The organism is Pseudomonas sp. P4795, from assembly GCF_048822895.1.
GTDB lineage: Bacteria > Pseudomonadota > Gammaproteobacteria > Pseudomonadales > Pseudomonadaceae > Aquipseudomonas.
Window position 1 is genome coordinate 482,788 of sequence record NZ_JBMFBT010000003.1, and the last position, 25,140, is coordinate 507,927.

Genomic DNA, 25,140 nt, shown 5'->3' on the forward strand with positions numbered 1-25,140 from the left:
CATGGCCAATCTGCGTATTGCGCTGGTAGCGGGTGAGGCTTCCGGTGACATTCTCGGCGCCGGTCTGATGCGTGCTCTCAAGGCTCAGCACCCGACGGTCGAGTTCATCGGCGTCGGCGGCCCGCTGATGGAAGCCGAAGGCCTGACCTCGCATTTTCCAATGGAACGTCTGTCGGTGATGGGCCTGGTGGAAGTTCTCGGGCGCTTGCGTGAGTTGCTCAAGCGCCGCAAGGACTTGATCGCGATGCTGATCGCGCAGAAACCGGAGGTGTTCATCGGTATCGATGCCCCGGATTTCAACCTCAATATCGAACTCAAGCTGCGTCAGGCCGGGATCAAGACCGTGCATTACGTCAGCCCGTCGGTGTGGGCATGGCGCCAGAAACGCGTGCTGAAGATTCGCGAAGGCTGCGATCTGATGCTCACGCTGTTCCCGTTTGAAGCCAAATTCTACGAAGAGAAGGGCGTACCGGTAAGGTTCGTCGGCCATTCGCTGGCCGATGCCATTCCCCTGCAGGCCGATCGCGAAGCCGCGCGTGCCGAGTTGGGCTTGCCTGACGGGCCGCTGGTGGCATTGATGCCCGGCAGCCGTGGCGGCGAAGTTGGTCGTCTCGGCGCGTTGTTCCTCGATACCGCCGAACGTCTGCGCGCGATGCGCCCCGGTGTGCGTTTCGTCATGCCTTGCGCCAGCCCGCAGCGTCGGGTGCAACTTGAAGAATTGCTCGCCGGGCGTGATCTGCCGGTAACCCTGCTCGATGGCAAGTCGCATCTGGCACTGGCGGCGTGCAACGCGGTGTTGATCGCCTCCGGTACTGCCACGCTTGAAGCGCTGCTGTACAAGCGGCCGATGGTGGTTGCCTATCGTCTTGCACCGCTGACGTTCTGGATTCTCAAACGCATGGTCAAGAGCCCTTATGTGTCCTTGCCAAACCTCTTGGCTCAGCGCCTGCTGGTGCCGGAATTGCTGCAAGACGATGCGACGGTCGAAGCGCTGGCGCAGACTCTTTCGCCACTGATCGAAGGCGGGGAAGAGCAGACGCGCGGTTTCGACGAGATTCACCGCACCCTGCGTCTGGACGCGTCCAATCAAGCGGCGCAAGCCGTGCTGAACCTGATCGGTCAAACACGATGAGCAAGACAACGATGCAGATGGGCCTCGATTTCACCCTGGTCGCCGAAGTCGAAGAGCTGGTGGCCGGTGTCGATGAAGTCGGACGCGGTCCGTTGTGCGGCGCGGTGGTTACCGCTGCGGTGATCCTTGATCCGAACCGGCCGATCCTCGGCCTCAACGATTCGAAGAAGCTCACCGAAGCCAGGCGCGAAAAGCTCTACGACGAAATCTGCGAGAAAGCCCTGAGCTGGTGTATCGCCCGCGCCGAAGTCGAAGAAATCGACGAGCTGAACATCTTGCACGCCACCATGCTGGCGATGCAGCGCGCGATTGCCGGGCTGCACATTCAGCCGAAACTGGCGATGATCGACGGCAACCGCTGCCCGCATTTGCCGATGCGAGCTGAGGCCGTGGTCAAGGGCGACAGCAAGGTTCCGGCCATTGCCGCGGCGTCAATTCTGGCCAAGGTCAGTCGTGATCGCGAGATGTCGGCGTTCGAGCTGATCTATCCGGGTTACGGCATCGGCGGGCACAAAGGCTATCCGACGCCCGTTCATCTGGAAGCCCTCGCACGGCTGGGCCCGACGCCGATTCATCGTCGCTCGTTCGCCCCGGTACGTCTGGCGTACGAGGCGCTGGAAGGCCTGACGCAGGTTTAAGTGCAAGGCTGATGTTTTCGCCAAGGCCCGGTACAATCCGGGCCTTGTTGTTTTCATGACTAAATGCAGGATCACTATGCCGGCTTCATTCGTTCATCTACGCCTGCACACTGAATACTCCCTGGTCGACGGGCTGGTGCGGATCAAGCCGTTGGTCAAGGCCCTGAACAGCCTGAACATGCCGGCCGTTGCGGTCACCGACCAGAACAACATGTGTTCTCTGGTCAAATTCTATAAAAACGCCATGGGTGCCGGGATCAAGCCGATCTGCGGCGCCGACCTGTGGCTGTCGAACAAGGATCCGGACGCGCCGCTGAGCCGGATCAGCCTGCTGGCGATGGACGCTCAGGGCTATCGCAACCTGACCGAACTGATTTCCCGTGGTTTCATCGACGGCCAGCGCAACGGCTCGGTGATCATCGAGCGCGAGTGGGTGGCCGAGGCCAGCGCCGGGTTGATCATGCTCTCGGCGGCGAAAGAGGGCGAAATCGGCATGGCCCTGATCAGCGGCAACATCGCTGAAGCCGAGGCCCTGACGCGCGAATGGATGAGTGTCTTCCCGGATCGTTTCTATCTGGAAATCCAGCGCACCAATCGCCCCAACGATGAAGAACAACTGCACGGCGCCGTGGCCCTGGCCGACAAGCTCGGCGCGCCGCTGGTGGCGAGCAACGATGTACGCTTTATCAAGCAGGAAGATTTTGCTGCCCACGAAACCCGCGTTTGCATCGGTGAGGGCCGCGCCCTCGACGATCCGCGGCGATCGAAGAATTACAGCGATCAGCAGTACCTGAAAAGCGCGGAAGAAATGGCTGAGCTGTTCAGCGATATTCCCGAGGCGCTGGAAAACACCGTCGAGATCGCCAAGCGCTGCAACATCGAAGTGAAGCTGGGCACGCACTTTCTGCCTAACTTCCCGATTCCCGATGGCATGACCATCGATGAATATTTCCGCAAGGTATCGTTCGAAGGTCTGGAAGATCGCTTGTCGGTCCTGCTGCCCAAGGACACCACCGAGGACTACGAGGCCAAGCGTCAGGTCTACGTTGACCGGTTGAATTTCGAGCTGGATATCATCATCCAGATGGGCTTCCCCGGTTACTTCCTGATCGTTATGGACTTCATCCAGTGGGCCAAGAGCAACGGCGTGCCGGTCGGCCCGGGTCGTGGATCGGGTGCCGGTTCGCTGGTGGCCTATGTGCAGAAGATCACCGACCTCGATCCGCTGGAATATGACCTGCTGTTCGAACGGTTCCTCAACCCGGAACGGGTATCCATGCCCGACTTCGACGTCGACTTCTGCATGGACGGGCGTGACCGGGTAATCGATTACGTGGCCGAGAAATACGGTCGCAACGCGGTAAGCCAGATCATCACCTTCGGTTCCATGGCCGCCAAGGCTGTGGTGCGTGACGTGGCGCGGGTGCAGGGCAAGTCCTACGGTCTGGCGGATCGTCTGTCGAAGATGATTCCGTTCGAAGTCGGCATGACTCTCGAGAAAGCGTACGAGCAGGAAGAGATTCTGCGCGACTTCATCAAGGTCGATGAAGAAGCGGCTGAAATCTGGGAGATGGCGCGCAAGCTTGAAGGCGTGGTGCGTAACGTCGGTAAGCACGCCGGTGGTGTGGTTATCGCGCCGACCAAACTGACTGACTTCTCGCCGATCTATTGCGACGAGGCTGGCGACGGTCTGGTGACCCAGTTCGACAAGGACGACGTCGAGGCCGCCGGTCTGGTGAAGTTCGACTTCCTCGGCCTGCGCACCCTGACGGTTATCGACTGGGCGCTGAAGACCATCAACCGCGACCGCGCCAAGGTCGATCAGCCGCCGCTGGACATCGCCTTCATCCCGCTGGACGACAAGCCGACTTATCAACTGCTGCAAAAAGCCGAAACCACAGCGGTATTCCAACTCGAGTCGCGCGGCATGAAAGAGCTGATCAAAAAGCTCAAGCCCGACTGCCTGGAAGACTTGATCGCACTGGTGGCGCTGTTCCGTCCGGGCCCGCTGCAATCGGGCATGGTTGACGACTTCATCAACCGTAAGCACGGTCGCGCCGAACTGGCTTACCCGCACTCGGACTACCAGTACGAAGGCCTCAAGCCAGTTCTGGCACCGACCTACGGCATCATCCTGTATCAGGAACAGGTGATGCAGATTGCCCAGGTCATGGCCGGTTACACCCTCGGCGGTGCGGACATGCTGCGTCGGGCCATGGGTAAGAAAAAGCCCGAAGAAATGGCCAAGCAGCGCGGCGGTTTCATCGAAGGTTGCAAGACCAACAATATTGACGCTGACCTCGCCGGTAACATTTTCGACCTGGTGGAAAAATTCGCCGGTTACGGCTTCAACAAGTCTCACTCCGCCGCCTATGGTCTGGTGTCTTACCAGACTGCCTGGCTGAAAACCCATTACCCGGCGCCGTTCATGGCTGCGGTACTGTCGGCGGACATGCACAACACCGACAAGGTCGTGACCTTGATCGAAGAAATTCGCACCATGAAGCTGCGTCTCGACGCGCCGGATGTGAACACTTCGGAATTCAAGTTCACGGTAAATGACGAAGGCCGGATCATTTATGGCCTCGGCGCGATCAAGGGTGTGGGCGAGGGGCCGGTCGAGGCGATCACCGAGGCGCGTCAGGACGGGCCGTTCAAGGATTTGTTCGATTTCTGCGCCCGGGTCGACCTCAAGCGCATCAACAAGCGCACCCTCGATGGCCTGATCCGCAGCGGCGCGCTGGATCGTCTCGGTCCGTACTTCCATGAAGAGCAGAAGGCGTATCAGGCCAACATCGATCGCAATCGCGCGGTACTGCTGGCGGCGATGGAAGGGGCGATCAAGGCTGCCGAGCAAACCGCGCGCACCCATGACAGCGGTCACGCCGACCTGTTTGGCGGACTGTTCGTCGAGGCCGATGCCGATGTTTACGCGACCCATCGCAAGGCCAAGGAGCTGACGCTAAAGGAGCGGCTCAAAGGTGAGAAAGACACCTTGGGTCTGTACCTGACCGGTCACCCGATCGACGAATACGAAGGCGAAATCCGCCGTTTCGCCCGCCAGCGCATCATCGACCTGAAACCGGCCCGCGACACCCAGACTGTGGCCGGGATGATCATCGCCCTGCGGGTAATGAAGAACAAAAAGGGCGACAAGATGGGCTTCATCACCCTCGACGACCGCTCCGGACGGATCGAGGCGTCGCTGTTTGCCGAAGCGTTCCACTCCGCGCAATCGCTGTTGCAGACCGACGCGATGGTGGTGGTCGAGGGCGAAGTCAGCAACGACGACTTCTCCGGTGGCCTGCGCCTGCGGGTCAAGCGCGTGATGAGCATGGAAGATGCGCGCACCAATCTGGCTGAAAGCTTGCGTCTGAAGCTGCAGACTCAGGATCTGAAGGGCGATCAGCTACGCTGGTTGGGTGACCTGCTCAAGCGTCATCGCGGCGCGTGCCCGATCACCATGGAGTACACCAGCCCCGACGCGAAGACCTTGCTGACGTTCGGCGAGACCTGGCGAATCGATCCGGCGGATGCGTTGATTCAAGCCCTGCGTGACCAGTTCGGGCGAGACAACGTCTTCCTCCAATACCGTTGACCGGCAGGGTGCCACCAAGCGCCTTGCCCGCGACCTGAATTTTTAATCTCGACCTTAGCGCGCCTTTTCCTTAAGGTAGGGCGCGAATAGACAACCGGCCGGCCCAAGCTCATTTGGGACACGACCCAAGACGGACGCCTATGAACCCGAATTTTCTAGATTTCGAACAGCCGATCGCCGACCTGCAAGCCAAGATCGAAGAGTTGCGCTTGGTCGGTAATGACAATTCGCTGAATATCGGCGATGAGATCTCCCGCCTGCAGGACAAGAGCAAAACGCTCACCGAAGACATCTTCGGCAAACTGACCAGCTGGCAGATCGCACGTCTGGCGCGTCACCCGAAGCGTCCATACACCCTGGACTACATTGAACATATCTTCACCGAGTTCGACGAACTGCACGGCGACCGTCACTTCTCTGACGACGCGGCAATCGTTGGCGGTATCGCTCGCCTCGACGAGCAGCCGGTGATGATCATCGGTCACCAGAAAGGCCGCGAAGTGCGCGAGAAAGTTCGTCGCAACTTTGGCATGCCGCGTCCGGAAGGCTACCGCAAGGCCTGCCGTCTGATGGAGATGGCCGAGCGTTTCAAAATGCCGATTCTGACCTTCATCGACACGCCGGGCGCTTACCCTGGGATCGACGCTGAAGAGCGCAACCAGAGCGAAGCCATCGCCTGGAACCTGCGTGTCATGGCACGCCTGAAAACTCCGATCATCGCGACTGTTATCGGTGAAGGTGGTTCCGGCGGCGCACTGGCGATTGGCGTCTGCGACCAACTGAACATGCTGCAATATTCGACCTACGCGGTGATCTCGCCGGAAGGTTGCGCTTCGATTCTGTGGAAAACCGCCGAAAAAGCACCGGATGCCGCAGAAGCAATGGGCATCACTGCCGAGCGCCTGAAAGGTCTGGGCATTGTGGACAAGGTGATTGGCGAACCTCTGGGCGGCGCCCACCGTGATCCGGCTGCGGCTGCTGCATCGATCCGTGCCGAGCTGAGTTCGCAACTGGCGATGTTGCAGAAGTTCGATAACGAAGCGCTGCTCAAGCGCCGTTATGATCGACTGATGAGCTACGGTCTCTAAGTCGACCGCAGTAACCCTGTAGGATCTGCCGCAGGCTGCGATCTTTTGACCTTGTTTGTTTTAAGATCAAAAGATCGCAGCCTGCGGCAGCTCCTACAGGTTTTTATGAGAAGTGATCAATCTCCATGAATACTTCGAAAAGTGATCTGCTCTCCCGGCTTCTGCTGAATCTCGAGCCTTGGCGCAACGCCCCTCACTGGCGCATCGCCTTCTCCGGTGGTCTCGACTCCACCGTCCTTTTGCACATCCTCGCCCATCTCGCAAAATTTGGCCCCATGCCGGCGCTCAGCGCTATCCACATCCATCATGGCCTCCAGCCTGCGGCCGACGCGTGGCCAGCACATTGCCAGGCGTTCTGTGATGCGCTAGGCGTCCCATTACAGGTGGTTCGCGTGCAGGTGCAAGCGGGTGCAAGCCTGGAGCGCGCCGCGCGGGATGCTCGCTACGTGGCGTTCAGTTCCATAACGCAAGCCGATGATGTCCTGCTGACCGCGCAGCACCGTGACGACCAGGCGGAAACTCTGCTGTTCCGGCTGCTGCGTGGCGCCGGCGTGCGTGGTTTGTCCGGCATGCCGGCCGAGCGTCCGCTGGGGCAGGGCAGGCTGATAAGGCCGTTGCTCGACGTTACCCGCGCGGAGCTGGAAGCCTATGCGCAGGCCAATCAGCTGAAGTGGATCGAAGATCCGTCCAATCAGGATCAGCAGTTTTCGCGTAATTATCTGCGGCATCAGGCAATGCCGGTGCTTACCGCGCGCTGGCCGCGAGCACAGGCGAGCATGGCGCGCAGTGCCGCGCATCTGCGTGAGGCGCAGGGATTGCTCGACGAGCTGGCGCAGATCGATCTGGCTGGCGCCAACACTTCGCATGAATTCGAATGGCTGCGAATTCCTTCTTTGCAAATGACCGCACTGACGACGCTGTCACCCGCGCGTCAGCGCAATGCGCTCGGTCATTGGCTGCAAGCGCTGACGCGACTGCCAGACACTGACCATTGGTCGGGTTGGACGGATCTGTGCAACGCCACCGGCGACGCCTCGCCGATCTGGCGTTTGGCGGATGGCGAACTGCACAGAAGCGCAGGCCGTGTGTGGTGGCTGAGCAATCAATGGCTGCGCACACCGGTGGTCAGTGGGCTCTGGCATGACCCGATGCAGGCACTACGCTTGGCCGATAACGGTCATGTGATGTTCAGCGGTCCGGCTCCCGCAGGCCCGCTGCACATTCGCTATCGGCAGGGCGGTGAGGTGCTGCATCTGGCCGAGCGTGGCCATCGTGACCTCAAACGCCTGCTTAATGAGCGCGCGGTGCCGGGCTTCGTGCGTGGCAGATTGCCGCTGCTGTTTCGTGGCGAAGAATTGCTCGCGGTGGCGAACCTGCCGGGACTCGACGGCAATCCGCAGCAAGGCTGGCGATTGCATTGGGGTCCCTCGGATGAAGATCAAGGTTTGAGATGAAAGGGGCATTCCGGTAGACTACGCTCCCTTCTTGATACAACTTCTGTGGATTCGCCTGAATTGCAGGAGTTGCCGATTACCAAGCAGTCTTTGCTGGGCGATTCCAAAAAATGTGTAGCGAGCAACGTACCGGTGTTTCACCTGCCGGTCTGTCCCAACGCGGCGGTTTTTTTGAAAGGTGCACTGTGATTAATGCAGGTGATCGGGGGCTTCGGCCTTCCTTCGCTTTCCCCGGCGGCTCGTACCGCTTTAACGCAGACTTCTAGGGTTTTTCATGACGCGCTACATATTCGTCACGGGCGGTGTTGTTTCTTCTTTGGGGAAAGGCATTGCATCGGCTTCATTGGCGGCGATCCTGGAGGCGCGGGGGCTTAAGGTCACCATGCTCAAACTGGATCCGTACATCAACGTCGATCCGGGCACCATGAGCCCGTTCCAGCACGGTGAGGTGTTCGTCACCCACGACGGCGCCGAGACTGACCTGGACCTGGGCCACTACGAGCGGTTCATCCGCACGACCATGACCCAGAACAACAACTTCACCACCGGCCGTGTCTACGAGCACGTGCTGCGCAAAGAGCGTCGTGGCGACTACCTGGGTGCAACCATCCAGGTAATTCCGCACATTACCGACGAGATCAAGCGCCGCATCATCAAAGGCGCGGGCGATGCTGACGTGGCAATGGTCGAGATCGGTGGCACCGTGGGTGACATCGAGTCGCAACCGTTCCTCGAAGCCATCCGTCAACTGCGCTTCGAAGTCGGCGCCAAGCGCGCGATGCTGATGCACCTGACGCTGGTGCCGTACATCGCCACCGCTGGCGAGACCAAAACCAAGCCGACTCAGCATTCCGTCAAGGAACTGCGTTCGATCGGCCTGCAGCCAGACGTACTGGTCTGCCGTTCAGATCACCCGATCGACATTTCGTCGCGTCGCAAGATCGCCCAGTTCACCAACGTTGAAGAACGTGCGGTGATTGCGCTGGAAGACGCCGACACTATCTACAAGATCCCGGGCATTCTGCATTCGCAGGGACTGGATGATTTCGTGGTTGAGCGTTTCGGCCTGCAATGCGGCAGCGCTGACCTGTCCGAGTGGGAAGCAGTGGTTGACGCCAAGCTGAACCCGGAACACGAAGTGACCATCGCGATGGTCGGCAAGTACATGGAGCTGCTGGATGCCTACAAGTCGCTGATTGAAGCGATGAGTCACGCCGGCATCAGCAACCGCACCAAGGTCAACCTGCGCTACATCGATTCCGAAGACATCGAGAACCAGGGCACTGCCTTGCTCGAAGGTGTTGACGCGATCCTCGTACCGGGCGGCTTCGGTCTGCGCGGCGTGGAAGGCAAGATCACTGCCGTTCAGTTCGCTCGCGAAAACAAGATTCCATACCTCGGCATCTGCCTGGGTATGCAAGTGGCGGTCATCGAGTTCGCACGTAACGTGATGGGCTGGAAAGACGCCAACTCCACCGAGTTCGACAGCAAGAGCGGCCACCCGGTCGTGGGTCTGATCACCGAGTGGGAAGATGCTACCGGCGCGGTCGAAACCCGTACCGAAGCGTCCGATCTGGGCGGCACCATGCGTCTCGGCGCTCAGGAATGCCTGCTTGAAGCCGGCTCCAAAGTGCACGATTGCTACGCCAAGGATGTGATTGTCGAGCGTCACCGTCATCGCTACGAAGTGAACAACAACCTGCTGCCACAGATGATGGAAGCCGGCCTGAAAATTTCCGGCCGTTCCGCTGACGCAGCGCTGGTTGAAGTGGTCGAAGCTGCGGATCACCCATGGTTCGTCGCTTGCCAGTTCCACCCGGAGTTCACCTCGACACCACGTGACGGTCATCCGCTGTTCAGTGGCTTCGTCAAGGCAGCATTGGCTCAACACCAGAAGAAGGCGTAACCCCGATGGCACAGAAGATCATCCGCGTCGGCGACATCGAGATTGCCAACGACAAACCCATGGTGCTGTTCGGCGGCATGAACGTGCTGGAAAGCCGTGACATGGCCATGCAGGTTTGCGAAGAGTACGTGAAGGTTACCGAAAAACTCGGTATCCCTTACGTGTTCAAGGCCAGCTTCGACAAGGCCAATCGGTCTTCTGTGACCTCCTATCGCGGTCCTGGCCTGGAAGAAGGCATGCGCATCTTCCAGGACATCAAGGAAGCCTTCGGCGTGCCGATCATCACCGACGTCCACGAGCCTGAACAGGCTGCAGTGGTCGCCGAGGTCTGCGACATCATTCAGTTGCCGGCCTTCCTGTCGCGCCAGACCGACCTTGTGGTTGCAATGGCCAAGACCGGCGCCGTAATCAACATCAAAAAAGCCCAGTTCCTTGCACCGCACGAGATGAAACACATCCTCAGCAAGTGCGTGGAAGCGGGTAACGATCAGTTGATTCTGTGCGAGCGTGGTTCGAGCTTCGGCTACAACAACCTCGTGGTCGACATGCTCGGCTTCGGCATCATGAAGCAGTTCGAATACCCGGTGTTCTTCGACGTGACCCACTCGCTGCAAATGCCTGGCGGTCGTTCCGACTCCGCTGGCGGCCGTCGCGCCCAGGTCACCGACCTCGCCAAGGCTGGCATCAGCCAGTCGCTGGCCGGTCTGTTCCTCGAAGCTCACCCGGATCCGGACAACGCCAAATGCGACGGCCCTTGTGCCTTGCGCCTGGACAAACTGGAGCCATTCCTGGCCCAGCTCAAAGCTCTGGACGAACTGGTGAAGAGTTTTCCGACGGTAGAAACCGCGTAACACTCGAATCTCCGGTAAAGTACCGCACGATTTGTCGCTCATGCCCTCGGGCATGAGCGATGTCGTCTGCAAGTCTGCCCGCTGTACCTCGCTTGCCGACGATTGAAGATTTCCTCTAGCTGCGTCGTTTTCGTCAACTTTGGAGTGTTTACAACAATGGCAAAAATCGTCGACATCAAAGGTCGTGAAGTTCTCGACTCCCGTGGCAATCCCACCGTGGAAGCGGACGTGCTTCTCGACAACGGCATCATCGGCAGCGCTTGCGCGCCGTCCGGTGCATCCACTGGCTCGCGTGAAGCACTCGAGCTGCGTGATGGCGACAAGAGCCGTTACCTGGGCAAGGGCGTGCTCAAGGCAGTAGCCAACATCAACGGTCCGATCCGCGATCTGCTGCTGGGCACTGACCCAAGCGACCAGAAAGCGCTGGATCACGCGATGATCAAGCTCGACGGTACCGAAAACAAAGCAACCCTGGGCGCCAACGCCATCCTCGCGGTTTCCCTGGCTGCGGCCAAGGCGGCTGCACAGGATCAGGACCTGCCGCTGTACGCACACATTGCCAACCTGAACGGCACGCCGGGTGTTTACTCGATGCCGGTGCCGATGATGAACATCATCAATGGTGGCGAGCACGCTGATAACAACGTCGACATCCAGGAATTCATGGTGCAGCCGGTTGGCGCCAAGTCTTTCTCGGAAGGTCTGCGCATGGGCACCGAGATTTTCCATCACCTCAAAGCTGTGTTGAAGGCCCGTGGCCTCAGCACCGCTGTTGGTGATGAAGGCGGTTTCGCACCGAACCTGGCGTCCAACGAAGACGCTTTGAAAGTGATCTCCGAAGCCGTGGCCAACGCCGGTTACAAGCTGGGCACCGACGTGACCCTGGCGCTGGACTGCGCGGCCAGCGAGTTCTATGAAGACGGCAAATACAACCTGTCCGGCGAAGGCCAGGTGTTCACTGCTGAAGGTTTCGCCGACTACCTCAAAGGTCTGACCGAGCGTTACCCGATCATCTCCATCGAAGACGGTCTGGACGAGTCCGACTGGGCTGGCTGGAAGATCCTCACCGACAAAATCGGCGAGAAAGTGCAGCTGGTTGGCGACGACTTGTTCGTGACCAACACCAAGATCCTGAAAGAAGGCATCGATAAAAAGATCGCCAACTCGATCCTGATCAAGTTCAACCAGATCGGCACCCTGACCGAAACGCTGGAAGCCATCCAGATGGCCAAGGCTGCCGGTTACACTGCAGTGATCTCGCACCGTTCGGGCGAAACCGAAGATTCGACCATTGCCGACCTGGCCGTGGGCACCTCGGCTGGCCAGATCAAGACTGGTTCGCTGTGCCGTTCCGACCGCGTTTCCAAGTACAACCAACTGCTGCGTATCGAAGAGCAGTTGAATGGCAAAGCCAAGTACAACGGTCGCTCCGAGTTCCGCGGTTAAGCGATTGCTGGTAAAAAGACAGCGGATTGTGTCGAAAAACTCGCGACAGCGATGAATTTGCCACTAATCTGATGCCTTATATGCACAAGCCTGGATCTTCCAGGCTTCGTGCTATCAGATGCTTCAAGTTTTGCACGGCTGTCTTTTTTCACTGGATACCTGATATTCGATGCGCAGTCCCTATTGGTTGTTTCTCGTCTTGCTCTTGCTCCTGGCCGGTTTGCAGTACCGCCTGTGGGTGGGCAATGGCAGCCTCGCGCAAGTGGCCGAATTGAATCAGCAGATTGCCGATCAACACGCCGAGAACGAAGGCTTGCTGGAACGCAACCGGGTGATGGACGCCGAAGTCAGTGAACTGAAGAAAGGCATGGAGACCGTTGAAGAACGAGCTCGCCATGAACTGGGCATGGTCAAGGACGGCGAAACTCTTTACCAGTTGGCCCAATGATCGATTCCCTGCCGGCCTTCTGGGCCGTGATTCCTGCCGCGGGCGTCGGTGCCCGAATGGCCGCCGACCGTCCCAAGCAATACTTGCAACTGGGTGGGCGCACAATTCTCGAACACAGCCTCGGCTGTTTCCTCGATCACCCGAGCCTCAAGGGGTTGGTGGTCAGTCTTGCTTCTGATGATCCGTATTGGCCGAACCTGGCCTGCGCCAGCGACTCGCGTATTCAGCGTGTCGAGGGTGGCAGCGAGCGTTCCGGTTCAGTGCTCAACGCTTTGCTGCACCTGCATGCGCAAGGTGCCGACGATGAGGACTGGGTGTTGGTGCACGATGCGGCACGGCCCAATCTGAGCCGCGACGATCTCGACAAACTGCTGAGTGAACTGGCGGACGATCCGGTTGGCGGTCTGCTGGCGGTGCCTGCGAAAGACACGCTCAAGCGGGTCGACAAGCACGGTCGCGTGGTTGAAACCGTGGATCGCAGTGTGATCTGGCAGGCGTATACGCCGCAGATGTTCCGTCTCGGCGCATTGCACCGCGCGCTCGCGGACAGTCTGGTAGCGGACGCAGTGATTACCGATGAAGCCTCGGCAATGGAATGGGCCGGTTTGGCACCGCGTCTGATCGAAGGTCGCGCGGACAACCTCAAAGTCACCCGTCCTGAAGACCTTGAATCGCTGCGCCAGCGCTGGGCCAACCGCCGCTAGAGCCGATACTCCGGCCGTTCGGCCAAGCCTTCCTTGAGAAAATCCACCAGTTTGCGCACCTTCGGCGACAAGTGTCGCTGTTGCGGATACAGTGCCCACACGGCTGTGTTCGGCGGTTGATGCGCTTCCAGCAGGGAAATCAACGCGCCGCTGTGCAGATGCTCCAGCACGTAGTAATCCGGTAACTGACACAACCCCACCCCTTGCAGCGCCGCATCGAGCACCGCTTGCCCACTGTTGCAACGCCAGTTGCCCTGCACCCGCTGGGAAAACTCCCGCCCATTCTGTTCAAGCTGCCATTGGTCGGAGCTGCCGATCAGGCAATTGTGCCGACTGAGTTCCGACAAACTGTGTGGGCGACCGTAGCGTTCGACGTAGGAAGGTGACGCGCAGAGATACATGCGGCGCGGCGCCAAGCGTGTCGCCACCAGCCGCGAATCCTGCAAACGGCCGAGCCGGATCGCCAGATCGAGACCTTCATGCACGAGGTCGAGTTGGCGGTTGCTCAACTCGATGTCGATGCGCAATTGCGGATACAGACCCATGAACCGCGTCACCAGCGGCACGATGAATCGTTCGCCGTAAGCCACGGCGCAGGTCATGCGCAGCATGCCTTTGGGTTCGCTGGTCAGATCACCAACCGCGCGCAAAGCCTCTTCGCGTCCATCCTGCAGGCGTTGGCAATGTTGCAGAAAGGTCTGTCCGGCCTCGGTCAGCGTCACGCGGCGGGTACTGCGATACAGCAGGCGCGTCTGTAAACGCTCTTCCAGTCGTACGATTTGTCGACTGACGTGTGAGGAAGAAACCCCCAGGCGTTCAGCGGCAGCGGTGAACTGGCTGCATTCGGCAACGGCAACAAACTCGTCAATGCCTTCCCAGCGGTTTTCGGACATCAGGATTATCCCTGTATGGCAATAATGTTTTGCTTTTGTCCAGATTATTCATCGTAGAGCTGTGTATTACACTCTCTGCCTGCTTTTTTATTTAATGGATTCACTGGAGAGTCAGCATGATCAAGTCACGCGCCGCCGTTGCCTTCGAGGCCAAGAAACCGCTGGAAATCGTAGAAGTCGATGTTGCCATGCCCAAGGCCGGTGAAGTGTTGCTGCGCGTGGTGGCTTCCGGGGTTTGCCACACTGACGCCTACACTTTGTCCGGCGCCGATCCGGAAGGCATCTTCCCGTCGATCCTCGGCCACGAAGGTGGTGCGATCGTTGAGGCAATCGGCGAGGGCGTGACCTCGGTTGCCGTCGGCGACCATGTGATTCCGCTGTACACCCCGGAATGCGGCCAGTGCAAATTCTGTAAGTCGGGCAAGACCAACCTGTGTCAGGCGATTCGCGCGACTCAGGGCAAAGGCTTGATGCCGGACGGCACTTCGCGTTTTTCCTACAAGGGTCAGACGATTTTCCACTACATGGGTACTTCGACGTTTTCCGAATACACCGTGCTGCCGGAAATCTCCGTGGCCAAAATCGCCAAGGACGCGCCGCTGGAGAAGGTCTGCCTGCTCGGTTGCGGCGTCACCACCGGCATCGGCGCCGTGCTCAACACCGCCAAGGTCAAGCCGGGTGACACCGTGGCCATTTTCGGTCTCGGCGGGATCGGCCTGTCGGCAGTCATCGGCGCAGTGAAAGCCAAGGCTGCGCGAATCATTGCCATCGATATCAACCCGGCCAAGTTCGAAATCGCCAAGCAGCTTGGTGCTACTGATTGCGTCAATCCGAAGGATTTTGATCGCCCGATTCAGGAAGTGATCGTCGACATGACTGACGGCGGCGTCGACTTCTCCTTCGAATGCATTGGCAACGTGCAATTGATGCGCGCAGCGCTTGAGTGCTGCCACAAAGGCTGGGGCGAATCGGTGATCATCGGCGTGGCCGGTGCCGGTCAGGAAATTTCCACTCGTCCATTCCAGTTGGTGACCGGTCGTGTCTGGCGCGGTTCGGCGTTCGGCGGCGTACGTGGCCGTACCGAACTGCCAAGCTACGTCGAGATGGCCCAGAGCGGTGAAATCCCGCTGGATACTTTCATCACCCACACCATGGGCCTGGAAGATATCAACAAGGCATTCGACCTGATGCACGAAGGCAAGAGCATCCGTACCGTCATTCATTTCTGATCATTCGCGACAGCTACGGTTGCGTAGGTAAGCAGCCGTAGTCGCGTAGGAGTCTTTACATGAACCTGGAAAACATCTCCTGTCAGAAAAGTTTTGGCGGCTGGCACAAACGCTATCGACATCGCTCGGATGTGCTCGGTTGCGACATGGTGTTTGCCGTGTACCTGCCTCCGCAGGCAGAGCAGGGCGGCAAGTTGCCGGTGCTGTACTGGCTGTCGGGCCTGACCTGCACCGACGAAAACTTCATGCATAAGGCCGGCGCGCTGCGCATGGCCGCCGAGCTCGGGCTGATCATCGTTGCGCCGGACACCAGTCCGCGCGGCCCGGATGTGCCGGGTGATCCGGATGGCGCGTGGGATTTCGGCCTTGGTGCCGGGTTTTATCTGAATGCCACGCAGGAACCCTGGTCGCGGCACTATCGGATGCATGACTATGTCGTGCAGGAATTGCCTGCACTGGTCGAAGCGCATTTCCCGGCGTCGGACAAACGCAGCATCAGCGGCCACTCAATGGGCGGTCACGGTGCGCTGGTCTGTGCCTTGCGCAATCCGGGGCGTTACCAATCGGTGTCGGCGTTCTCGCCAATCAACAACCCGATGGATTGCCCGTGGGGCCAGAAGGCTTTCTCGCGTTATCTGGGTGAAGACCGGTCGAAGTGGAAGGAATGGGATGCCTGTGCGCTGATCGCCGAAGCTGATGAAAAGCTGCCGTTGTTGGTCGATCAAGGTGATCGCGATGACTTCCTCGAGAATCAGCTCAAGCCCGAAGCCCTGCAACAAGCGGCAAAACAAGCGGGTCATCCGCTGACGTTGCGCCTGCAACCGGGCTACGACCACAGCTATTTCTTCATCGCCAGCTTCATAGACGACCACTTGCAGCATCATGCACGCGCCCTCAAGGGCTAATGCAGGTAGAATCACGCCCTGACAAAAATCGGGGCGTTTTTTTTATGCGTATTGGCCACGGCTATGATGTGCACCGTTTCGCTGAAGGCGATTTCATTACTCTGGGCGGCGTGCGCATTGCACACAGCTTCGGGCTGCTCGCTCATTCCGACGGTGACGTCCTGCTGCACGCCTTGAGCGATGCCTTGCTCGGTGCCGCGGCGCTGGGTGATATCGGCAAACACTTCCCGGATACCGACCCGCAATTCAAGGGCGCCGACAGCCGTGTTCTGCTGCGGCATGTGGTCGCGTTGATCCACGCCGAAGGCTGGAAAGTCGGCAACGTTGACAACACCATCGTTGCCCAGGCGCCGAAAATGGCCCCGCATATCGAATCGATGCGCGCGCTGATTGCCGCGGATCTTCAAGTAGAACTGGATCAAGTCAACGTGAAAGCCACCACCACTGAAAAACTCGGCTTCGTCGGTCGCGAAGAAGGCATTGCCGTGCATTCCGTTGCCCTGTTGCTGCGCGCATGAACGAACTGCAATTGCTTGGCCCGCGCGCCTATGGTGACGCCCTCGGCACCGCGGTACTGAAAGCCATCGCCGAAGATTTTCAGGTCGATGAAGTGCTCGACATCCCGTTCAGCGGTGATGGCGAGCACTTGTGGATCTGGGTGGAAAAACGCGGCTTGAACACTGAAGAAGCCGCGCGGCGGATCGCCAAGGCTGACGGCGTACCATTGCGCACGGTCAGCTACGCCGGGCTGAAAGATCGCCAGGCGCTGACCCGTCAGTGGTTCAGCGTGCAGTTGCCGGGCAAGGCTGATCCGGATCTGTCGGCGGCGGAAAACGACACGCTGAAGATCCTCAAGACCACGCGCCACAAGCGCAAGCTGCAACGCGGGGCGCACTCGGCTAACGGTTTCACTCTGCGCCTGACCCAGTTCACTGGCGACAAGGCTGCGATCGAAGAACGGCTGCAACTGATCCTTAAACAAGGTATTCCGAATTATTTCGGCGCTCAGCGTTTCGGCTTTGATGGCGGCAATGTGGTCGATGCTCGAGACTGGGCAGCGCGCAAGGCCTTGCCGGAGCAGCGCAACGTGCGCTCGCGCCTGCTCTCGACCGCGCGCAGTTTTCTGTTCAATCAGGTGTTGGCGGCGCGGGTTGCCGATGGCACCTGGCAGCGTGCTCTGGTCGGTGATCTGCTGGCGTTTACCGACAGCCGCAGCTTTTTTCCGGCCGGTGAGGCCGAGTGCAGCGACCCGCGTCTGGCGATTCTCGATCTGCATCCGACCGGCCCGCAGTGGGGCGAAGGTGACTCACCAGCCGCTGGCGCTGTCCATGATCTGGAGCAGAAAATTGCCGCCCGTGAAGCGGATCTGCGCGATTGGTTGATAAACGCCGGTATGAGCCACGAACGTCGCATCCTTCGACTGCCCATTGGCGGGTTGACGTGGCATTATCCCGAGCCTGACATTCTGCAACTGGAATTCGTCCTCCCGGCCGGATGCTTTGCCACCGTATTGGTGCGCGAGCTCGTTGATCTGGTGCCGGTGGGGCAGACGGACAGCCCATGCGTATTCTGATTTCGAACGACGATGGGGTAACCGCACCCGGTCTCGCCGCGCTTTATGCTGCGCTGGCGGATTACACCGAGTGCGTGGTTATCGCCCCGGAGCAGGACAAGAGTGGCGCCAGCAGTTCGCTGACGCTCGACCGTCCGTTGCATCCGCAATATCTGGCCAACGGCTTTATCAGCCTCAATGGCACACCGACCGATTGCGTGCACCTGGGGCTTAACAGCTTGCTGGAGCGGCAACCGGACATGGTGGTTTCGGGCATCAATCTCGGCGCCAACCTGGGCGATGACGTGCTGTATTCCGGCACCGTGGCGGCCGCTCTTGAGGGGCGTTTCCTTGAGCGTCCGTCCTTCGCCTTCTCGCTGGTGTCGCGCCAGGTCGACAACCTCGCCACAGCCGCCCACTTTGCGCGCAAACTGGTCGAGGCCCATGCCGGTCTCGATCTGCCACCGCGTACGGTGTTGAACGTGAACATTCCCAATCTGCCCATCGATCACATTCGCGGGATTCAGCTGACCCGTCTGGGCCATCGCGCCCGCGCGGCGGCGCCGATGAAAGTGGTCGACCCGCGCGGCAAGGCTGGCTACTGGATTGCCGCTGCCGGTGACGCTGAAGACGGCGGCCCGGGCACCGATTTTCATGCTGTGATGCAAGGCTATGTTTCGATCACGCCGTTGCAGCTTGATCGCACTTTTAATGATGCCTTCAGAAGTCTCGACGGCTGGCTGGAGGGACTCGGCTGATGGCTCGTGAACAGGACGACAGACTGCGCAGCGGTATCGGCATGACCTCCCAGCGCACTCGCGAACGGCTGATCCAGCGTCTGTATGAAGAAGGCGTATCGAACGCCAAGGTGCTGGAAGTCATCCGCCGCACGCCGCGTCATCTGTTTGTCGATGAAGCGCTGGCGCACCGCGCTTATGAAGACACCGCGCTGCCAATCGGCCACAACCAGACCATCTCCCAGCCTTATATGGTGGCGCGCATGAGCGAGCTGCTGCTTGAGGCCGGGCCGCTGGACAAGGTCATGGAGATCGGCACCGGTTCGGGTTATCAGACCGCTGTACTGTCGCAACTGGTCGAGCGGGTGTTCTCGGTTGAACGCATCAAGGTCTTGCAGGACCGCGCCAAGGAGCGTCTGGTCGAACTGAACCTGCGCAACGTGGTATTCCGTTGGGGCGATGGTTGGGAAGGCTGGCCGGCACTGGCGCCGTATAACGGCATTATTGTCACAGCTGTGGCCACTGATGTGCCGCAGGCGTTGCTCGATCAATTGGCACCGGGCGGGCGGTTGGTGATCCCGGTCGGCTCTGGAGAAGTGCAGCAACTGATGCTGATCGTGCGTGAAGAACACGGTTTTTCCCGACGCATTCTCGGCTCTGTGCGTTTCGTGCCATTGCTCAATGGGCCGCTGGCCTGAGCATTTGTTTAACGGCGCTGAATTCCTTCGCCGCGCCTCTGTCTTACAGCGGCAGTGATCGCTTAAACAGGATTGATTGTCGGCAGGCAAACGTGTGCGCCGAGCGTTATCGCTACATTAAAGGTGAAGGCCGTTCGGCCCGTTATACTTGCGACGCTACATGCCGGAATTCGGCATTCCATATTTTTCAGCCACCACAAAGGGAGCGGCGGGTGAGTCTCACTGTCATTGCGCAGCGTATGGGTAACACGAGCTTTCAGCGCCTGGTGACTGGCCTTGTCTTGAGCACCTTGCTGGTCGGTTGCTCCAGCACCAAATCGAGCAACGTGCGGGTAGTCGATCGCAACAATTCGGCGGCTCAGCGTCCTACAGTGACGACCGGACAGTATGTAGTCCGTCCGGGCGATACGATGTTCTCGATCGCGTTTCGCTACGGCTGGGACTACAAAGCCCTCGCTGCCCGGAACAATATTCCTACGCCGTATACGATCCATCCGGGTCAGACAATTCGCTTCGACGGACGCACCGGTTCAACACCGAGAGCGGTGGTCAGCAACTCCAGTTCCTCACCGTTCTCGTCGAGCAAAACCACGGTAATCCGGCGTCAGGCGAATGGCACGACCACCACCACAACCACCGGTACTGCGGCTGGTTCTGCGGTGGTCGTACCGTCCGTCGGCAACAAGTCCGCACCCGCTCCACTGCCTCCGGCAGGCCCGGCCCCGACCGGCTGGGGATGGCCATCTAATGGCATTCTCATCGGCAAATTCTCCTCAAACGGTAGTTTGAATAAAGGAATTGATATCGCCGGAGATTTGGGACAGCCTGTTTTAGCTGCGTCTGATGGGACGGTGGTATACGCCGGGAGTGGCTTAAGGGGCTACGGCGAATTAGTCATCATCAAACACAGTGAAACCTACGTCAGTGCTTACGGACACAACCGTCGGCTGTTGGTACGGGAGGGGCAGCAGGTCAAGGTCGGACAGACAATTGCCGAAATGGGGTCAACGGGTACAGACCGGGTGAAACTGCATTTTGAGATTCGCCGACAAGGTAAACCTGTAGATCCGCTGCAGTTCCTGCCAAGACGTTGATTTGTAGACCAGCCTGTTTCTTCACGTAGAGGGGACAGGCTCCAGCGTTGCCAAGGATAGAGGCGTCGCTTGAGCTTGGGGTCGAACTCACCAAAGGACTATAACAATGGCTCTCAGTAAAGAAGTGCCGGAGTTTGACATCGACGATGAGGTTCTCCTGATGGAGACCGGCATCGATTCGGATTCGATGTCGAATGATGAAGGGGCTGCTCCACCTTCTGTTCGCGCCAAATCCAAACACTCCGCTTCACTTAAACAACATAAGTACATCGACTACACGCGGGCACTTGATGCCACGCAGTTGTATCTCAACGAAATCGGCTTTTCCCCATTGCTCTCACCGGAAGAAGAAGTTCATTTTGCGCGTTTGTCGCAAAGTGGCGACCCTGCCGGGCGTAAGCGCATGATTGAAAGTAACTTGCGGCTGGTGGTGAAAATCGCCCGGCGTTACGTCAATCGGGGGCTGTCGCTGCTGGATCTGATTGAAGAGGGCAACCTCGGATTGATCCGCGCGGTAGAAAAGTTCGATCCCGAGCGCGGCTTCCGCTTCTCGACCTACGCAACCTGGTGGATTCGTCAAACCATCGAGCGCGCGATCATGAATCAGACCCGGACCATCCGGTTGCCGATCCATGTGGTCAAGGAACTCAACGTGTACCTGCGGGCTGCACGCGAGCTGACACAAAAGCTCGATCACGAACCCTCACCCGAAGAGATCGCCAACCTGCTGGAAAAACCGGTGGGTGAGGTCAAGCGCATGCTTGGCCTGAACGAGCGGGTTTCTTCGGTCGACGTCTCGCTGGGTCCGGATTCGGATAAAACCCTGCTGGACACCCTCACGGATGATCGCCCAACCGACCCATGCGAACTGCTGCAGGATGACGATCTGTCGCAGAGCATCGATCAGTGGCTCTCTGAGCTGACCGACAAGCAGCGCGAGGTGGTGATTCGCCGCTTCGGCCTGCGCGGGCACGAGAGCAGCACGCTGGAAGATGTTGGCCTGGAGATCGGCCTGACCCGGGAACGGGTGCGGCAGATCCAGGTGGAAGGCCTCAAACGCCTGCGCGAGATCCTGGAGAAAAATGGCCTGTCGAGCGAGTCGCTGTTCCAATAAGCGTCTTGCATGACCGCCCGCAAAATACCCCGACTGGTTCGGGGTTTTTTGTAGCCGAAAAGAAAGCATGGCTGTTGCCGATATTTGTAGTCTCGCGTTGTAAGCCTTTGCTGACTGTCCCGTAAGTGTTCGTTATTTTTACACCGGGGTAGACGTCTATCGCTTCAAATGAATAGGTCTAACACTCTGATTTAGATCGTTATTATTTTAAATGAACAGCTTATTGCAACAATTTCCAGCATTCAGGAGCGGTTGCTCCTGACGGCGAATTCTCTAGTATCTGAACTGTGTCGACGGACAGACACGCCCTTCAAGGACGAGGGGAATGGACATCGCAGGAAGCGATTCATCAGGACGATGAAAAGGAATACAGGGAATAGGGAAAAAATGTGGGCGGGTCAAACCGCCCCTTTTTTTGCCTGCAGAAAAGCGAAAAGGCCCGCATGGGGCCTTTTTGCAGAGCGCTCGGTGAATCAGCGTTCGAGGTCTTTCAGCTTGCTGCCGACGGACTTGTTGATCACGCGATCGAACTCCTCGGCATTCGGCATCGAGTCTTTCTTCTCGGTGATATTCGGCCAGATCTCCGCCAACTCGACGTTCAACTGAATGAACTCTTGCATGTCTTCCGGGACTTCGTCCTCGGAGAAAATCGCAACGGCCGGGCATTCTGGTTCGCACAGGGCGCAGTCGATGCACTCATCCGGGTGAATCACCAGGAAGTTCGGGCCTTCGTAAAAGCAGTCCACCGGACACACTTCTACGCAGTCGGTGTACTTGCACTTGATGCAGTTGTCGGTGACGACGAAGGTCATTTCTAATTTTCTCCTCAGGCGGCGGCAGCGTTGCCCCTTCACGGTTGGGGTCGCCAGGTTCGGGAGCGATGCCTGCTGGCCAGGCTATTAGCCAGCAGCATCCCAAACCGCGCGAGATTCTAACAGCTTGAAGCCGTTTGCGTTATATCCGGTTCTTCAGTGCATAGAGCATTTCGAGAGCACGACGCGGAGTGAGGTCGTCGAGGTCCAGTTTAGCCAGCTCATCCAGCACCGGGTGCGGCAGCGCGGCAAACATGTCGCTTTGCATCGGCGCGGCCGGTTTGCCTTTGACGGGCGCCGGTTGCTCGTGCGGCAGAGCGGTATCTTCCAGGCGGCTCAGGTGTTCGCGAGCACGCAGGATCACTTCATTTGGCACGCCCGCCAGTTGCGCCACCGCCAGGCCGTAGCTCTGACTCGCAGGCCCTGGCAGCACATGGTGCAGGAATACGATGCGCTCGTTGTGCTCGGTGGCGTTGAGGTGCACGTTGGCCACCAGCGGCTGGGCTTCCGGCAACACTGTCAGTTCGAAGTAGTGCGTGGCGAACAGCGTGTAGGCGCGCAGATCCGCCAGACGCTCAGCCGCAGCCCAAGCCAGCGACAGACCGTCGAAGGTGCTGGTGCCGCGACCGACTTCGTCCATCAACACCAGGCTGCGCTCGGTGGCGTTGTGCAGGATGTTGGCGGTCTCGCTCATTTCCACCATGAAGGTCGAACGCCCGCCGGCGAGGTCATCGCTGGAGCCGATCCGGGTGAAGATGCGGTCCACCAGCGACAGTTCGCAACTGGCGGCCGGCACAAAGCTGCCGATGTGCGCCAGCAGCACGATCAGTGCGGTCTGACGCATATAGGTGGATTTACCGCCCATGTTCGGGCCCGTGATCACCAGCATGCGCGTACTGTCGTCCAGGCTCAGGTCGTTGGCCACGAACGGCGTGGTCAACACTTGCTCGACCACCGGATGGCGACCCTGGGTGATGCGCATGCACGGTTCGCTGACGAACTGCGGGCAGTTCAGGTCCAGATTCAGCGCACGCTCGGCGAGGTTGCTCAGCACGTCGAGTTCGGCCAGTGCTGCAGCGGTGTCCTGCAATGGCGGCAACTGGCTGATCAGGTCTTCCAGCAGCGCCTCATAGAGCATCTTCTCGCGAGCGAGGGCGCGGCTCTTGGCCGACAGTGCCTTGTCTTCGAATTCTTTAAGTTCCGGCGTGATGAAGCGCTCGGCTCCCTTGAGGGTCTGACGGCGAATGTAGTCAGCGGGCGCCGACTCGGCCTGCTTGCTCGGCAACTCGATGAAGTAACCGTGAATGCGGTTGTAGCCGACTTTCAGATGGGACAGACCGGTGCGAGCCTTTTCCCGGGCTTCCAGATCGATCAGGAACTGACCGGCGTTTTCGCTCAGCGATTGCAGCTCATCGAGTTCGCTGTCGTAACCGGTTTTCAACACGCCGCCGTCACGGATGACGGCGGGCGGGTTGTCGATAATGGCTTTGGCCAACAGTGCTGCCAGTTCCGGGTAGGTGCTGGTGATGGTCGCCAGTTGATTCAGGTGCGGCGCTTCCAGATCGGCCATCGCCGCTTGCAGCTCAGGCAACGCGCCGAGGGCGTCACGCAGGCGCGCGAGGTCACGAGGACGCGCATTGCGCAGGCCGATCCGCGCGAGAATCCGCTCGATGTCGCCGATTTCCTTGAGCTGCGGTTGCAGGTTTTCGAAACGGTAGCGGTCGAGCAGGCAAGTGATCGAGGTCTGGCGTGCGAGCAATACCTTCAAATCGCGCAACGGACGGTTCAGCCAGCGCGTCAGCAAACGACTGCCCATCGCGGTCTGGCAGCGATCCACTACAGATTGCAGCGTGTTGTCGCGACCGCCAGCGAGGTTGGTATCCAATTCCAGATTGCGACGGCTGGCGCCGTCCAGCACCACAGTGTCGTCAAGCCGCTCGTGACGCAGGCTGCGCAAGTGGGGCAGGGCGGTGCGCTGGGTTTCCTTGGCGTAGGCCAGCAGGCAACCGGCAGCGCCGATGGCCAGGGTCAGGTTCTCACAGCCAAAGCCTTTCAGATCCTGGGTGGAAAACTGCTGGCAGAGACTTTTCAACGCCGTATCACGCTCGAAATCCCACGGCGCTCGACGACGAACGCCACGGCGTTTTTCTGCCGGCAGATCCTTCGGCCAGTCGTCCGGGATCAATAGCTCCACCGGGTTGACCCGCTCCAGTTCCGCCAGCAGGTTTTCCCAACCTTTGATCTCCAGCACGCTGAAGTTGCCGCTGGTGATGTCCAAGACCGCCAGACCAAACAGACGCTCGTCGCCCAATACCGCCGCGATCAGGTTGTCACGACGCTCATCCAGCAACGCCTCGTCACTGACCGTACCCGGCGTGATGATCCGCACTACCTGACGGTCGACCGGACCTTTACTGGTGGCCGGATCACCGACTTGCTCGCAAATCACCACCGATTCGCCGAGCTTGACCAGTTTCGCCAGATAACCTTCCGCCGCGTGGTAAGGAATCCCGCACATCGGAATCGCCTGACCTGCCGACTGCCCACGAGCGGTCAGAGTGATGTCCAACAACTTGGCCGCTTTCTTCGCATCTTCATAGAAGATCTCGTAGAAATCGCCCATGCGATAGAACATCAGCTGATCCGGGTGCTGATTTTTCAGGCGCCAGTATTGCTGCATCATCGGAGTGTGGGAGGACAGGTCGGAGACGGCTTTATTCATCGGATTGTCAGAAAACTCGTTCGAAGGTGTAGGGCAAGAGCGGGGCACAGGCGCGGCTTTTGCGCGATGGGCGCAAGATTACCATGGGCGGTCTGGTGGGCGCAGGGATGACGGTCGGG

21 protein-coding genes are annotated in these 25,140 nt (G+C 59.2%); 18 read left to right on the forward strand and 3 right to left on the reverse strand.

Annotation, left to right across the window (positions count from 1 at the left end; translation table 11 throughout):
• The first annotated feature begins 1 nt into the window (after position 1).
• From lpxB to ispD, 10 genes are all read left to right on the forward strand, one after another.
• The gene (gene lpxB / locus ACOI8A_RS10795) at positions 2-1,132 is read left to right on the forward strand and encodes a lipid-A-disaccharide synthase (protein WP_420651353.1); all 1,131 of its coding nucleotides are present in this window, start codon (positions 2-4) and stop codon (positions 1,130-1,132) included.
• Positions 1,133-1,143: 11 nt separating this feature from the next.
• The gene (gene rnhB / locus ACOI8A_RS10800) at positions 1,144-1,770 is read left to right on the forward strand and encodes a ribonuclease HII (RefSeq protein ID WP_420648385.1); all 627 of its coding nucleotides are present in this window, start codon (positions 1,144-1,146) and stop codon (positions 1,768-1,770) included.
• A 76-nt stretch (positions 1,771-1,846) separates the two neighbouring features.
• Positions 1,847-5,368 (forward strand): DNA polymerase III subunit alpha, encoded by a 3,522-nt coding sequence (dnaE, locus tag ACOI8A_RS10805; protein ID WP_420648322.1) that lies wholly within the window; start codon positions 1,847-1,849, stop codon positions 5,366-5,368.
• A 140-nt stretch (positions 5,369-5,508) separates the two neighbouring features.
• Positions 5,509-6,456: an acetyl-CoA carboxylase carboxyltransferase subunit alpha gene (locus tag ACOI8A_RS10810; RefSeq protein WP_420648321.1), complete on the forward strand. Its 948-nt coding sequence runs from the start codon at positions 5,509-5,511 to the stop codon at positions 6,454-6,456.
• Between the two features lie 125 nt (positions 6,457-6,581).
• Positions 6,582-7,910, forward strand: coding sequence for a tRNA lysidine(34) synthetase TilS (gene tilS, locus ACOI8A_RS10815; RefSeq protein WP_420648320.1), 1,329 nt, complete (start codon positions 6,582-6,584; stop codon positions 7,908-7,910).
• A 274-nt stretch (positions 7,911-8,184) separates the two neighbouring features.
• Complete coding sequence (locus ACOI8A_RS10820) at positions 8,185-9,816, forward strand: CTP synthase (RefSeq protein ID WP_420648319.1); 1,632 nt, start codon at positions 8,185-8,187, stop codon at positions 9,814-9,816.
• A gap of 5 nt (positions 9,817-9,821) precedes the next feature.
• Positions 9,822-10,667 (forward strand): 3-deoxy-8-phosphooctulonate synthase, encoded by an 846-nt coding sequence (gene kdsA / locus ACOI8A_RS10825; RefSeq protein WP_420648318.1) that lies wholly within the window; start codon positions 9,822-9,824, stop codon positions 10,665-10,667.
• 156 nt (positions 10,668-10,823) lie between these two features.
• The gene (eno, locus tag ACOI8A_RS10830) at positions 10,824-12,113 is read left to right on the forward strand and encodes a phosphopyruvate hydratase (RefSeq protein WP_042557893.1); all 1,290 of its coding nucleotides are present in this window, start codon (positions 10,824-10,826) and stop codon (positions 12,111-12,113) included.
• 169 nt (positions 12,114-12,282) lie between these two features.
• Positions 12,283-12,561, forward strand: coding sequence for a cell division protein FtsB (ftsB, locus tag ACOI8A_RS10835; RefSeq protein WP_007908838.1), 279 nt, complete (start codon positions 12,283-12,285; stop codon positions 12,559-12,561).
• Complete coding sequence (gene ispD, locus ACOI8A_RS10840) at positions 12,558-13,265, forward strand: 2-C-methyl-D-erythritol 4-phosphate cytidylyltransferase (RefSeq protein ID WP_420648317.1); 708 nt, start codon at positions 12,558-12,560, stop codon at positions 13,263-13,265. The genes ftsB and ispD overlap by 4 nt, the downstream gene beginning before the upstream one ends.
• Here ispD and ACOI8A_RS10845 read toward each other — a convergent pair.
• Positions 13,262-14,158 (reverse strand): LysR substrate-binding domain-containing protein, encoded by an 897-nt coding sequence (locus tag ACOI8A_RS10845; RefSeq protein WP_420648316.1) that lies wholly within the window; start codon positions 14,156-14,158, stop codon positions 13,262-13,264. The genes ispD and ACOI8A_RS10845 overlap by 4 nt on opposite strands.
• Positions 14,159-14,274: 116 nt before the next feature.
• On the opposite strand from ACOI8A_RS10845, the gene ACOI8A_RS10850 reads away from it, so the two are divergent.
• The 8 genes from ACOI8A_RS10850 (at position 14,275) to rpoS (ending at position 21,487) form a co-directional block, all read left to right on the forward strand.
• A complete protein-coding gene (locus ACOI8A_RS10850) occupies positions 14,275-15,387 on the forward strand; it encodes an S-(hydroxymethyl)glutathione dehydrogenase/class III alcohol dehydrogenase (RefSeq protein WP_420648315.1) in 1,113 nt (370 codons plus the stop codon).
• A 59-nt stretch (positions 15,388-15,446) separates the two neighbouring features.
• Positions 15,447-16,292 carry an S-formylglutathione hydrolase gene (gene fghA / locus ACOI8A_RS10855; RefSeq protein ID WP_420648314.1) on the forward strand — a complete coding sequence of 282 codons (846 nt, stop codon included), beginning with the start codon at positions 15,447-15,449 and terminating at the stop codon, positions 16,290-16,292.
• A gap of 44 nt (positions 16,293-16,336) precedes the next feature.
• Positions 16,337-16,810 (forward strand): 2-C-methyl-D-erythritol 2,4-cyclodiphosphate synthase, encoded by a 474-nt coding sequence (gene ispF / locus ACOI8A_RS10860; RefSeq protein ID WP_420648313.1) that lies wholly within the window; start codon positions 16,337-16,339, stop codon positions 16,808-16,810.
• Positions 16,807-17,865 (forward strand): tRNA pseudouridine(13) synthase TruD, encoded by a 1,059-nt coding sequence (gene truD / locus ACOI8A_RS10865; protein ID WP_420648312.1) that lies wholly within the window; start codon positions 16,807-16,809, stop codon positions 17,863-17,865. Before ispF ends, truD begins: the two co-directional genes overlap by 4 nt.
• On the forward strand, positions 17,853-18,602 hold the full coding sequence (gene surE / locus ACOI8A_RS10870; RefSeq protein ID WP_420648311.1) for a 5'/3'-nucleotidase SurE: 750 nt from the start codon (positions 17,853-17,855) through the stop codon (positions 18,600-18,602). Before truD ends, surE begins: the two co-directional genes overlap by 13 nt.
• 41 nt (positions 18,603-18,643) lie before the next feature.
• Complete coding sequence (locus ACOI8A_RS10875; protein WP_420648384.1) at positions 18,644-19,279, forward strand: protein-L-isoaspartate(D-aspartate) O-methyltransferase; 636 nt, start codon at positions 18,644-18,646, stop codon at positions 19,277-19,279.
• Positions 19,280-19,491: 212 nt separating this feature from the next.
• Positions 19,492-20,373, forward strand: coding sequence for a peptidoglycan DD-metalloendopeptidase family protein (locus tag ACOI8A_RS10880; RefSeq protein ID WP_420648310.1), 882 nt, complete (start codon positions 19,492-19,494; stop codon positions 20,371-20,373).
• A gap of 106 nt (positions 20,374-20,479) precedes the next feature.
• Positions 20,480-21,487, forward strand: coding sequence for an RNA polymerase sigma factor RpoS (gene rpoS, locus ACOI8A_RS10885; protein WP_093214972.1), 1,008 nt, complete (start codon positions 20,480-20,482; stop codon positions 21,485-21,487).
• A 473-nt stretch (positions 21,488-21,960) separates the two neighbouring features.
• Here rpoS and fdxA read toward each other — a convergent pair whose 3' ends face one another.
• Both fdxA and mutS read right to left on the reverse strand, forming a co-directional pair.
• The gene (gene fdxA, locus ACOI8A_RS10890) at positions 21,961-22,299 is read right to left on the reverse strand and encodes a ferredoxin FdxA (RefSeq protein ID WP_420648309.1); all 339 of its coding nucleotides are present in this window, start codon (positions 22,297-22,299) and stop codon (positions 21,961-21,963) included.
• Positions 22,300-22,441: 142 nt separating this feature from the next.
• On the reverse strand, positions 22,442-25,021 hold the full coding sequence (gene mutS, locus ACOI8A_RS10895) for a DNA mismatch repair protein MutS (RefSeq protein WP_420648308.1): 2,580 nt from the start codon (positions 25,019-25,021) through the stop codon (positions 22,442-22,444).
• Positions 25,022-25,140: the final 119 nt, after the last annotated feature.